Below are 12,250 nucleotides of genomic sequence, written 5' to 3'. Positions count from 1 at the left end.
GTGTTGACCGAACACGGGTTCTGTGTTTATTATGAGTTATGCGAACAATTGTTCCGCGAACATTTATTCTAACTCATTCATTTCATATTTGGAGGGATTCATGATGATTCATACGATTCGTACTCATGCTTTTTCAATTCTCTTCTATGCATTAAGTATTGCCTTCGTGATCTTTTTACTCACACCACGCCCGGATGAAAAAGTGGCGCAACTGATGACAGCTTCCGTTACGGTCGATGAGAACGCTACAGTCGAACAAATCGCTGAAGTCTACAATGATGGTTCGATGTCAGATGAAGAGTACGTCAATTGGTTGATAAAAAATAATGATGTTGAAACAAAACACGTCATCTCAAAAAGCAAAATCGTTGTACCAATCGCACAACAATGACAAAATGGAAAAGTTGTGAAAGAACGAACAGGGATGTGAGGTACGATGAAGGTCGTGATTTATTGTCGGGTGTCGACCGAAAAAGAAGCACAAGATAGTTCGATTGAACGCCAACGGATGGAGCTTTCGAAGGTCGCGTCTCAAAAGGGTTTTGATGTCGTGGATGTCGTCTCTGAAAAAGAGAGTGGATATGACGTCGATCGGGAAGGGATGCTGACGGTTCTTGATCATGTAACACGTGATGCGGTAGATGCGGTCCTCGTGACAGATGACACACGGATTGGTCGAGGGAATGCGAAAATCGCTATTTTGCACACGTTTAAGAAGCACGGTGTTCGGTTGATGACACTTGATTCCGATGGAGAATACCAGCTTGCGGATGCAGAAGCAATGGTCCTTGAGATTGTCTCACTGGTGGAAGAATATCAACGGAAACTGCATAACGCAAAAATCGCGCGCGGCATGCGGCGAGCTGTTGAACAAGGCTTTCGCCCGGAACGAAATCTGAATCGCCAAGGAGAGAACGCTGGGCGTAGTCGAAAGGACGTACCGATCGAAGAAATCGTACGTCTTCGAGAGCTCGGACTGACGTTTTCAGATATCGCCATCACCTTGCGTGGGATGGGACATGATATTTCAAAAGCAACGGTCAATCGTCGATATCTTGAATACCGCGAACTGACACCTAGCCCGGAATGAAGAGCAAGTTATCCGTCGACTGACGCGGTTAACTTGCTTTTTTTTATAGCCTCTTTTAAAGTAAGGATACAATTGAACAACTCAAGTTTGAGTCGTACAGAAAGAGGGATTCCATGTTATCACAAGAACAATTAGATCGAATCAATGCATTAGCGAATAAATCAAAAGTCGAGCCGTTATCAGAAGCCGAAACGGCAGAGCAAAAAGAGTTACGTGCAGCGTATCTCGCAGCATTCCGTGGATCGTTCAAAAACCAACTCATGGGCATGAAGATCGTCGATGAAGAGGGCACAGACGTAACACCTGAGAAATTAAAACAAGCACAAGAAGAAGAACGGAATAAACAATAAAAAATAGCCTTCTATAGGACCACCCGAGAAGTAGGTGTCTAATATAGAAGGCTATTTTATTGTTTTCAGCTGATATCAAGATATCTTGGAAGTTACTTTTTGTGGTTCCGCAACCAAAACTGATTTAGGAACTGCGAAAAAGTAAGTGATGGTGAGTGCAGCAACAAAGGTTAAGACCGATACGATTAAATAAGCTAAAAGTTGATTCCATTCATAAATGTACATTAAAGGAGATAAAATAACAGCTAGACCGTAAGAGTTGGCCTTAATCTGTAAGAGCGAAAGAAGAGTACCACCCAAAGCAGAACACGCAATCATAACATATAAAGGTTTCATACTATATCGCATGACAATCCCAAACAATGCAGGTTCACTAACTCCTAATAATTGCGTGAGTGTGGCACTCATACCAGCAACCCGTACTGTACTTTTTGTTGCGCGTAATGTAATACCGAGCGCCGTACCAGCATTTGAAAATCCATACATGGCGCATAAAGTGATTAGTGGGTTAAATCCTGTATTTGCAAGTAGCGTCGTTTCGATAGCAATGAATAAATGATGCATTCCAGTCATGACTGCAAGCGGATACATAAAACCAATCAGCAAGCCTCCAAGACCAAAAGGCATTCCAATTAACATCGTCACGAGAGTAATCAGACCATTCTCTAGAATATGCAAAAGAGGACCTAGTACAAGTAATCCCAATATCATTGAACCTAATAATACAAAAAACGGAGTAAATATCAAATCAAGTGCATTTGGCATGATTCGCCGTAACCATTTTTCAAATTTTGCTCCTAATATACCAATGACCAAAGCAGTTAAGACGCTTCCTTGATAACCAACGACTGGAATAACGCCGAATGCAAGAATTGGATCCACACCGCTATTGACATCTGCAACAGCATAGGCATTTGGTAAAGCAGGTGATACGAGCATTAAACCAACAATAAATCCAATAATCGGCATTCCACCAAATTTTTTAAAAGCGGACCAACAAATTAAAGCAGGTAAGAATGCAAAAGCAGTATCAGTCAAAACAGATACGAGGGTCGGTACATAGCTTGGAATTTCTTTTAATGTTAAACCGAACCAACCTAATACGATATCACTGAACACTACTCCTTTTAATCCTAAAAAGAGTCCTGTAGCGGCAATGATAGGAATGATCGGGATAAAGATATCTGCGAGTGTACGGACAGCACGTCGAAGTCCCTTATCAGATGAAGAGGATTCTTCATCTGATGCAAGGGTTTCAATGTTTAATTCACTTAAAGCGGCATAAACTTTATTGACGATGCCGGTACCAAGGATGACTTGATACTGTCCAGCATTATAGAACACACCCTTTACCTCTGCAATTTGCTCGATTCTTTCATCATGGATGAGGGAACGGTCCTTTACAGAAAATCGAAGACGTGTAGCACAATGCGTGTAAGATTCGATGTTTTCTAATCCGATTTCTTGAAGAATTTGCTCGGCAATGGTTTGATATTGGTCTGATTTCTTCATGGTTTAGCCTTCTTTCCGATGAAGTAAGAGAGCATGATAAGGGCGTAGGATAGATGGAGTTTCTGAGACACCATCAACGAAATGATAATTATCGAGTAGCACAGTACCTTTTGGTTCGTTAGGCAAGTCGATATATTGATTAGAAAAGTTAAAATAACAAATCACGGCTTCTTCACCGAGTTTTCGTTCGTATGCGACAAGGTGTGGATGCGTTTCATAGAGTGGTAGAAAGTCCCCATAAACCAACGTATCACTAGCTTCACTATGCTGACGAATCGAAATCATTAAACGATAAAAATTGAGTAAAGACGTAGCACTATGTTCTTGCAGAGCAACATTTATATCACGATAATTCTCATTCATTTTTAACCAAGGTGTCGCATCTGAAAATCCAGCATGTTCATGATGTGTCCAGTGAAACGGAGTGCGAGAATTGTCTCGGCTACGTAAATTTATGAAGTGAAGCGCTTCTTGCTCGCTATGCCCTTCTTGCATGGAGCGGTAATATTGATCAATGCTTGAAATATCATCAAAATCATGAATAGATTCACGGGTGAAATTGGTCATGCCTATTTCTTGCCCTTGATAAATAAAGGGAGTGCCTCGTAAGAAAAAGTACATTGCTCCTAGCATAGATGCTGAATAGAAATGACGCTCTTCCGGATTTTTAATGTATTTACTAATAGAACGATTTTGATCATGATTCTCGAGAAAGTTAGCTGCCCAACCGCTTTCTTGTAACTTATTTTGGCTACGGAATAACATCTGTTTAAAATCGTTAACATTCCAATCGACACGCTTGAACCACTCGCTGCCCGATTCAACATCGAGATCAGCATAACGAAAATCGAAAATCATAGAAAAGTATCCGTTTTCTCCTATGAAATCATCATATTGTTCGTAAGGAACACCAGGCGCCTCACCAATCGTGACACAGTTATAGCGATCAAAGGTACGTTCCTTCAGTTCATGTAGAAAAATTTCGATTCCAGGTTGATTACGTGTTTTTTTAGTACATTTGACGAGACCATCGACACCGTCGGCGGGTAAGTTACTGAAAGTCTGATCTTTTTTTATAAAGGTGATAGCATCGACACGAAATCCTGAAAGACCTTTTTGTAACCAAAATTCAATCATTTCGTAGATTTCTTCACGCAGAGTCGGGTTTTCCCAATTCAAATCAGGTTGTTTGACACCAAAAGAATGGAAGTAATAAAGGTCGCTTCCTTGAATAGGTTCCCACACACTTCCGCCAAAAACAGAACGCCAATTGGTCGGGGGCTGTCCGTTTGTTCCTTTCTTTAACACGTAATAATCTCGATAGGGACTAGTCTCAGGCTGCTTTAATACATCTTGAAACCAAGCATGTTCGTCAGAAGTATGATTTACGACTAAATCCAATACGATTTTAATGTTATATTCTTTTGCTGTTGCCAATAATTCGTCCAAATCACTCATTGTTCCGAAATCAGGATGAATCGTATAGTAATCGGAAATATCATATCCGTTATCATCCATTGGAGACTGATAGATGGGACAAATCCAAATCATCGTAATGCCGAGTTTGCTGAGGTAATCCAATTGAGTCGTGATACCTCTTAAATCGCCAATGCCATCTCCGTTATGATCCTTAAAACTTTTAGGATAGATTTGATACACGACTTCCTCTTTCCACCAGCTCATATAAACTGCCTCCTTATTGGTATCGATACCAATTTTGCTTTTAATTTTATTGGAACCGATACCAGAAACACTCAAAAAAATTTGGTATCGGTTCCAATTTGATTTAAAAAAATATGAAACCGTTTTCTTGTATCAAGAATAAGCGATATATATTTTAGTTGTCAATCCTATTTTTTTAACTCCTCCTCTTTGAGGAGCGTACATTACTGTAGCTCCTCTTGAAAAGCTTAAGTTGATTGACGAATGATTAACTTCATATCAAGGGAATCCATTTTTTCTAGACTGAAATCTTCTGGAGATAATTGTTGCAAAAGACAGTGCACGGCTTGTTTCCCCATTTGTTGAATAGGCTGATGAATAGTCGTCAAAGAAGGCGTAATGATTTCAGCAATCGGTTGATCATCAAATCCAACCACCGCCAATTCCTTTGGGATATTAATCCCGTGTTCTTTAGCAGCAAGGATAATCCCACAAGCTACTTCATCGCTGTTCGCGAAAAGAGCAGTTGGTCGATTAGATAGCTTGAACCATTCTTTAAAAACATCTTTTCCATCTGAAATAGTGTGACGATGAGTGAAGATCCAATCCTCGTGGAATGGAAGATGTGCCTTCTTCAGTATTTTCAAGAAAGCAATATTTCTGTCACGACCTTTACTTTTTTCAGAAAAATCTCCGCCTGTACAATAGCCGATTTGAGAATGACCTTGTTCAATCAAATGTTGAACGCCTAAAGAAGTTCCTTTTGCTTGATCCGGGCGAACGACTGCAACGTCCGTTTGATCAATTTGTTCGTTACATACAACGATTGGTCCATATTTTAAATAGGGCAGTATATTTTCCCATTCATTGACTACAGCCGTTAAAATCAAGCCATCTACTTGTTTGGTTTTTAAAAGATTTAAGAAAGATAGTTCTTTTCCAGGTTCTTCATTACTTTGAGAAATTAAAACGTTGTATCCATGTCGTTGTGCTTCTTGTTCGATTTTATCGACTAGTTCTGCAAAAAATGGATTAACAAGTCTAGGAACTAGAACACCGATTGTTGTTGTCACGGAACCTCGAAGTTTTCGTGCTGAGGGATTTGGAGTGTATCCGAGTTCTTCCATTGCTTGCAAGATACGTGCCCGCTTTTCAGGTTTGACGAGAGGAGAACCGTTGATTACCCGTGATACCGTTGTTTTAGAAAAGCCGGATAATTTTGCGACATCACTTATATTTGCCATATCATCACCTGTATTCACTTATTTTATGTTCAGTATAGCAAAGTTTTTTATTTTTGAATGAAAGGAGTCTAAAGGAAATAGTACCTAAAAATTAATCTACTATTTTTTGATTCCGAAAAATATATTTCAAAATAATAGGATGGACATTATGTTACTTCGTCTCATATATATCTCTTTTTGCAGGAATCTTAGCATCATAAAAATAAAATTTTAGAACCAAATCTGAAATGATACATCCTGAAAGGGATGGAAGGACAGTAATAGAGAACGCATTCATTTTAATGTGACATACTATTTAGATAAAGTTGTATCACATTTATGGTTATGCTAAAATGAGTAGGAATTTGTGAAAAAGAGAGAGGATGATTGTTTTGACGAACATGACGACAGTAGAACAATTAGCAATTAATACGATTCGTACCTTATCGATTGATGCCGTACAAAAGGCGAATTCGGGTCACCCAGGTATGCCAATGGGAGCAGCGCCGATGGCATTCTCGCTTTGGGCGGATCATATGAACCACAACCCTAAAAATCCAGAATGGTTCAACCGCGACCGTTTTGTACTTTCAGCCGGACACGGTTCGATGCTTCTCTACTCACTCCTCCACCTATCGGGATATGATCTATCAATGGATGATCTTAAATCATTCCGTCAATGGGGATCAAAAACACCAGGTCATCCGGAATACCGTCACACGGCTGGTGTAGATGCGACAACAGGTCCACTTGGTCAAGGGATTGCAATGGCAGTTGGTATGGCGATGGCAGAACGTCATCTTGAAGCAAAATACAACCGTGACGAGCTCAACGTCGTCGATCACTTCACATACGGAATTTGTGGAGATGGAGACTTAATGGAAGGTGTCTCAGCTGAAGCGGCTTCACTCGCAGGTCACCTTGGTCTTGGTAAATTGGTCGTATTGTACGATTCAAACGATATCTCACTTGATGGCGATCTCGATAAATCATTCTCTGAAAACGTCCAGAAGCGCTTCGAAGCGTACAACTGGCAAGTCATTCGCGTAGAAGACGGAACGGATATCGATTCGATTTCGAAAGCAATCGCGGCGGCGCAAGCAGAGACGACAAAACCAACATTGATCGAAGTCAAGACAGTCATCGGCTTCGGTTCACCGAACAAATCAGGGAAATCGGCTTCTCACGGTGCACCACTCGGTGAAGCGGAAATCAAATTGACGAAAGCTAGCTATGTATGGGATCACGAAGAGTTCTACGTCCCTGAAGAAGTCAAATCATTGTTCGACGAGCGGATCGTCCAACGTGGTGCTTCTGCGGAAGACGCATGGAACGAAACGATGAAACAATACGAAGCAGCTCACCCGGAATTGCATGCGGAACTCGTTCGCGCGATCGCAAACGAATTGCCAAGCAACTGGGAAGCAGATCTTCCAACGTACGACTTGTCATCGAAAAAAGCGACACGCCAAACGAGTGGTGAAGTCTTGAACGGTCTTGCGAAGAACGTTCCGACATTGTTCGGTGGTTCAGCTGACCTTGCAGGATCGAACAACACGATGCTCAAAGGCGAAGCAGACTTCGATATCGACCCAAGTGGTCGTAACATCTGGTTCGGTGTACGTGAATTCGCAATGGCTGCGGCTGTCAACGGTATGGCACTTCACGGCGGCGTCATTCCTTACGGCGCGACATTCTTCGTCTTCTCGGATTATCTCCGTCCAGCAGTTCGTTTAGCAGCATTAATGGGACTTCCATCAATTTTCGTCTTGACGCACGACTCGATCGCTGTCGGTGAAGATGGTCCAACACACGAGCCAGTCGAGCACTTGATGAGCTTCCGTGCAATGCCGAACGTCACGATCTACCGCCCAGCAGACGGAAAAGAGACGATCGCAGCATGGAAAACAGCAGTTCAAGCGAAAGACAAACCGACACTTCTTGTCTTAACACGTCAAGGTCTTCCTGAACTTGAAGGCACAACGACGGAAGGCGCAGAAAAAGGCGGTTATGTCATCGCTGGTGACGTCACGAAAGCCGACACGCTCTTGCTCGGTACGGGTTCAGAAGTTCACCTTCTTGTCGAAGCACAAAAAGAACTTGGTGAATCAGCAGCTGTCGTTTCGCTTCCATCATGGGAAGTATTTGAAGCGCAGTCAGCAGAGTATAAAGAATCAGTTCTTCCAAAACACATCACGAAACGTGTTGCGATCGAAGCAGGCGCTTCGCTCGGTTGGTACAAATATGTAGGAACAGAAGGACAAGTCATCGGAATCGATCGTTTCGGCGCATCTGCGCCTGGAGACTTCCTCTTGAAAGAATACGGCATGTCTGTTGAGAACGTTTTAGCGACAGTCAAACAACTCGGATAATCTTTTCCGGAAAAACGGGTCCGATCTTACGTCGGGCTCGTTTTTCATCTATTATCATCTATGCAAACAATTGGAATTATAGTATAGTAAAAAGCGACGTTTTAAGTTAGAGGAGGAAGCAACTTGGCTACATGGATTTGGATTTTAATTGCCCTTCTTTGCTTGGTAGCAGGTGTCGCCCTTGGTTTCTATATCGCTCGTCGATACATGATGAACTACTTGGAGCAAAACCCACCAATCAACGAAGATATGATTAAGACATTGATGATGCAAATGGGTCAAAAGCCATCACAAAAGAAAGTCAACCAAGTGATGCGTTCAATGAGTGGTTCAATGAAATCACCTAAAAAATAAGCTGTACGAAAGGGGACTAAATGGTCTCCTTTTTATTTGCTATTTTTTAGAAAGAGAACTAATCTAAAATGTGAGACTATTTCAAATAATCATAGGATTTAAAAAAGGGGGGAGACTTGAATGGGAGTCTTCAGGAAACTCGGTTGGTTTTTCCGGCGAGAATGGAAAGCGTATAGTCTTGGGGTCGTCAGTTTGATTTTTGTAGCGGCGTTAGAGTTGATTCCGCCAAAAATCATCGGGACGACGGTCAACGGTCTGAGTGAGGGAAGCTTGACGAAAGATGATTTGATTCGTCTCGCAGGTACGTTGTTGCTCATCGGGGTCGCGACATATATCATTCGTTATTTTTGGCGCTTCTATATCTTTGGAGCATCGATTCGTCTCGGTCGATTATTGCGCAGCCAACTGTATGGACATTTTTCAGATTTGGATCAATCGTTCTATAAGAAATATCGGAGCGGGGACTTGATGGCGCATGCGACGAACGACGTACAGGCGGTATCGATGACAGCAGGTGCCGGTATTCTCACGCTCGTCGACTCGGTGACGATGGGGAGCTTTGTCATCATCACGATGGTCACGACGATCAGTTGGAAATTGACGCTCGTATCACTTCTACCGATGCCGCTGATGGTCTACTTGACGTCACGCTACGGGAAAATGTTACATTCGCGTTTTCACGACGCGCAGGAAGCATTCTCCGATTTGAATGACAAGGTCGCGGAAAGTATTAGTGGTGTCCGCGTCTTAAAAGCAACAGGGGAAGTGGAATCTGACGTGCAGACGTTTACGGATCTATCGGATGACGTCGTCCAAAAGAACCGTCGTGTCGCAAAAATCGATGCATTATTTGATCCGACGATTTTTGGATTAGTCGGTCTATCGTACATCATCGCTGTCGGATATGGTGCATATCTGTTACAACAAGGTGAAATCCGAATTGGTGACATCGTCTCATTCACTACATATCTTGGTTTATTGACATGGCCAATGCTTGCCTTCGGTTGGTTGTTCAACATTGTCGAACGTGGTCGTGCTTCCTACGATCGGATCGAGCGAATGCTTGCGATCGAACCGGAAATTAAAGATGCGAAAGAAGCAGCAACAAGTGTTTCCTCACCTGAACTCCACGTTGGGATTGAGCGTTTCATCTATGATACGCAACCGGTCTTACAAGACATCGATGTGACGTTGAAGCCCGGTAAATCGCTCGGAATCGTCGGGAAGACAGGTGCTGGGAAATCGACGTTCGTTCGCTTATTGTCTCGCGAATACGACGTCAAACAAGGCGCCATCACGATTGGTGGACGAGACATCAAACAATTGACGCGTGACACCGTCCGTCGTCAAGTGGCGATCGTTCCACAGGATCATTTCTTATTCTCCGCGTCGATTGCTGATAATATTGCCTTTGCAAAACCGGATGCATCAATGGAAGACATCATGGAAGCAGCTCGGATCGCAGCGGTTCATGATGATATTCTTGGATTTAAGGAAGGGTATGCGACGATGGTCGGGGAGCGTGGGGTGACGTTATCCGGCGGTCAAAAACAACGGATCTCGATTGCTCGGGCATTACTAGCAGACTGTCCGATTTTAGTGCTCGATGATGCCTTATCTGCGGTTGATGCCAAAACTGAGGAAGCGATCATCCACCACTTCCGCACGGCGGATCACGATCAGGCACAAATCATCGTTGCTCATCGCCTGTCGGCTGTGTCACATACCGATGAGATCATCGTCCTTGAAGACGGTCGGATCATCGAGCGAGGCACACATGAGCAGTTACTCGCTCATGACGGTTGGTATAAAGAGACGTACGATCGTCAGCAACTAGAATCACTCGTCGAACAAGGAGGGCGTTCTAATGAATCATGATATCAATGAAAAAGCCGTCCTGAAACGATTACTTGATTTCGTCAAACCGTTCAAAAAACAGGTCAGTATCGCCTTCATCCTGCTGTTCATTACGACAGCGGCAAAACTCGGGGGACCGTATCTCGTCAAGATTTTCATTGATGAATACGTCGCACCGGGTACATATCCCGTACAGGAAGTCGCACTTTTGTTTACAGCGTACTTGTTACTGCATACGACAGGGATCATCGTCGATTACTTACAGGCGTTCGAATTCCAAAAGATTGCCTTGCAAGTCATTCAACGCTTACGGATTGATGTGTTCCGGCACGTCATGCACTTACGGCTTGCCTATTTTGACCGGACGCCTGCTGGAGTGCTCGTGTCCCGGATCACGAACGATACGGAAGCGATCAAGGAGCTCTACATCGGTGTCCTGTCGACATTCGTGCAAAGCGGCGTTCAGTTGATTGGAACATATATCTTCCTCTATCTGCTAGAGCCGCGACTCGCGACGATTGCGTTACTATTGTTACCGCTGTTTTATTTCATCATTTGGATTTACCGGAAGTATTCGACGAAGTATTACGCGGAAGTCCGCGATTTACTATCGAAAATCAATGCCCAACTGAACGAATCGATCAACGGGATGGCAATCATCCAACAATTCCGCCAAGAAAAACGCTTAATGGCAGAGTTCGAGGAGACGAACGTCGCCCACCAAAATGGACGTTATAAGAACTTGAAGCTCGATAGTTGGTTACTGCGACCAATCATTGAATTGTTACTGGCGGTTTCGATCGCAACACTCGTAACATATTTCGGTGTCCTATCGTTCTCGCAAACGGTCCAAGTCGGTGTCGTCTATGCCTTCATCAGCTACATGGAGCGGATTTTCCAACCGGTTCAGCAAATCATGCAACGGTTGTCCGAGTTCCAACAAGCTGTCGTCTCAGCAGACCGTGTGTTCAAGGTCCTCGATACGGATGAGCCGGAACCAACGAAACAACTCGAAGGAGATGCACGAGTATCGGAAGGACATATCGTCTTTGAAGACGTGCGCTTTAGTTATGACGGAGAGAAAGATGTCTTGAAAGGAATTTCGTTCGAGGCGAAAAAAGGACAGACGATTGCCCTCGTTGGTCATACGGGAAGTGGAAAAAGTTCAATCATCAATATCTTGATGCGCTTTTACGCATACCAATCGGGTCGGATTTTGATCGATGGTCAACCGCTTGAGCAGTTATCAGAAGAAGAACTACGACAGCATGTCGGACTCGTGTTGCAGGATTCATTCTTGTTCACGGGAACGGTCGCGGACAACATTCGATTATTCGATAGTTCGATTTCCTTTGATCGTGTCGAAGCAGCTGCTAAATTCGTACAAGCGGACGGATTCATCAATCAACTGGATCAGCAATATGACAGTCCCGTTGCGGAACGGGGGGCGACGTTCTCAGCTGGGGAACGTCAGTTAATCTCCTTCGCACGCACGATGGCGCGGGATCCGAAAATCCTGATCCTTGATGAAGCGACGAGTTCGATCGATACGGAGACAGAGGAGAAAGTGCAAGTCGCACTTGAACGGATGCGTCAAGGGCGGACGACGATTGCTATTGCCCATCGTCTATCGACAATTCAAGATGCAGATTTGATTCTTGTATTGCATCAAGGGGAAGTGATCGAGCAAGGAAATCACCAAGAATTGATCGCACAAGATGGTCTGTATAAGAAGATGTATCAGTTGCAATCCGGTCATGTCACGGTTTCTTAAAAAAATAGACAAAAAAAGCCTGCCAGGCGATCTCGCCCGGCAGGTTGTTTGTTTTG

The 12,250-nt window shown here is 43.4% G+C and carries 10 protein-coding genes; 7 read left to right on the top strand and 3 right to left on the bottom strand.

Features of this window, described 5'->3' with window-relative positions; all coding sequences use genetic code 11:
* Positions 1 to 103 precede the first annotated feature (103 nt).
* The 3 genes from EXG77_RS10555 to EXG77_RS10545 all read left to right on the top strand — a co-directional run bounded on the left by EXG77_RS10555 (position 104) and on the right by EXG77_RS10545 (position 1,440).
* Complete coding sequence (locus EXG77_RS10555; RefSeq protein ID WP_023467771.1) at positions 104 to 391, top strand: hypothetical protein; 288 nt, start codon at positions 104 to 106, stop codon at positions 389 to 391.
* Between the two features lie 45 nt (positions 392 to 436).
* The gene (locus tag EXG77_RS10550; RefSeq protein WP_029341251.1) at positions 437 to 1,090 is read left to right on the top strand and encodes a recombinase family protein; all 654 of its coding nucleotides are present in this window, start codon (positions 437 to 439) and stop codon (positions 1,088 to 1,090) included.
* A gap of 113 nt (positions 1,091 to 1,203) precedes the next feature.
* On the top strand, positions 1,204 to 1,440 hold the full coding sequence (locus EXG77_RS10545; protein WP_035398122.1) for a DUF896 domain-containing protein: 237 nt from the start codon (positions 1,204 to 1,206) through the stop codon (positions 1,438 to 1,440).
* A 75-nt stretch (positions 1,441 to 1,515) separates the two neighbouring features.
* Here the strand turns inward: EXG77_RS10545 and EXG77_RS10540 are convergent, their stop codons facing one another.
* The 3 genes from EXG77_RS10540 to EXG77_RS10530 form a co-directional block, all read right to left on the bottom strand.
* Positions 1,516 to 2,952, bottom strand: a complete 1,437-nt coding sequence (locus EXG77_RS10540; protein WP_035398119.1) for a PTS transporter subunit EIIC — start codon at positions 2,950 to 2,952, stop codon at positions 1,516 to 1,518.
* A gap of 3 nt (positions 2,953 to 2,955) precedes the next feature.
* On the bottom strand, positions 2,956 to 4,635 hold the full coding sequence (locus EXG77_RS10535; RefSeq protein ID WP_081637415.1) for an alpha-glucosidase: 1,680 nt from the start codon (positions 4,633 to 4,635) through the stop codon (positions 2,956 to 2,958).
* A gap of 227 nt (positions 4,636 to 4,862) precedes the next feature.
* Positions 4,863 to 5,876 carry a LacI family DNA-binding transcriptional regulator gene (locus tag EXG77_RS10530; RefSeq protein WP_238987946.1) on the bottom strand — a complete coding sequence of 338 codons (1,014 nt, stop codon included), beginning with the start codon at positions 5,874 to 5,876 and terminating at the stop codon, positions 4,863 to 4,865.
* Between the two features lie 362 nt (positions 5,877 to 6,238).
* Here EXG77_RS10530 and tkt point away from each other — a divergent pair, with 362 nt between their 5' ends.
* From tkt to EXG77_RS10510, 4 genes are all read left to right on the top strand, one after another.
* Positions 6,239 to 8,209: a transketolase gene (gene tkt, locus EXG77_RS10525; RefSeq protein WP_238987945.1), complete on the top strand. Its 1,971-nt coding sequence runs from the start codon at positions 6,239 to 6,241 to the stop codon at positions 8,207 to 8,209.
* A gap of 123 nt (positions 8,210 to 8,332) precedes the next feature.
* Positions 8,333 to 8,563, top strand: a complete 231-nt coding sequence (locus EXG77_RS10520) for a YneF family protein (protein ID WP_012370001.1) — start codon at positions 8,333 to 8,335, stop codon at positions 8,561 to 8,563.
* A 120-nt stretch (positions 8,564 to 8,683) separates the two neighbouring features.
* Positions 8,684 to 10,441, top strand: a complete 1,758-nt coding sequence (locus EXG77_RS10515) for an ABC transporter transmembrane domain-containing protein (protein WP_023467775.1) — start codon at positions 8,684 to 8,686, stop codon at positions 10,439 to 10,441.
* Positions 10,431 to 12,194, top strand: a complete 1,764-nt coding sequence (locus tag EXG77_RS10510) for an ABC transporter ATP-binding protein (RefSeq protein ID WP_035398112.1) — start codon at positions 10,431 to 10,433, stop codon at positions 12,192 to 12,194. Before EXG77_RS10515 ends, EXG77_RS10510 begins: the two co-directional genes overlap by 11 nt.
* Positions 12,195 to 12,250 lie beyond the last annotated feature (56 nt).

Source organism: Exiguobacterium sp. OS-77, from assembly GCF_000414195.2.
In the GTDB taxonomy this organism is placed as follows: Bacteria; Bacillota; Bacilli; order Exiguobacteriales; family Exiguobacteriaceae; genus Exiguobacterium_A; species Exiguobacterium_A indicum.
The sequence above is the reverse complement of the archived record's forward strand: the minus strand, read 5'-3'. Positions and strand labels throughout refer to the sequence as shown.

Bases quoted from the DNA above. Each gene is read 5' to 3' on its own strand.
- EXG77_RS10555 (WP_023467771.1), top strand. From the start codon at position 104: ATGATTCATACGATTCGTACTCATGCTTTTTCAATTCTCTTCTATGCA.
- EXG77_RS10550 (WP_029341251.1), top strand. From the start codon at position 437: ATGAAGGTCGTGATTTATTGTCGGGTGTCGACCGAAAAAGAAGCACAA.
- EXG77_RS10545 (WP_035398122.1), top strand. From the start codon at position 1,204: ATGTTATCACAAGAACAATTAGATCGAATCAATGCATTAGCGAATAAA.
- EXG77_RS10540 (WP_035398119.1), bottom strand. From the start codon at position 2,952: ATGAAGAAATCAGACCAATATCAAACCATTGCCGAGCAAATTCTTCAA.
- EXG77_RS10535 (WP_081637415.1), bottom strand. From the start codon at position 4,635: ATGAGCTGGTGGAAAGAGGAAGTCGTGTATCAAATCTATCCTAAAAGT.
- tkt (WP_238987945.1), top strand. From the start codon at position 6,239: ATGACGACAGTAGAACAATTAGCAATTAATACGATTCGTACCTTATCG.
- EXG77_RS10515 (WP_023467775.1), top strand. From the start codon at position 8,684: ATGGGAGTCTTCAGGAAACTCGGTTGGTTTTTCCGGCGAGAATGGAAA.
- EXG77_RS10510 (WP_035398112.1), top strand. From the start codon at position 10,431: ATGAATCATGATATCAATGAAAAAGCCGTCCTGAAACGATTACTTGAT.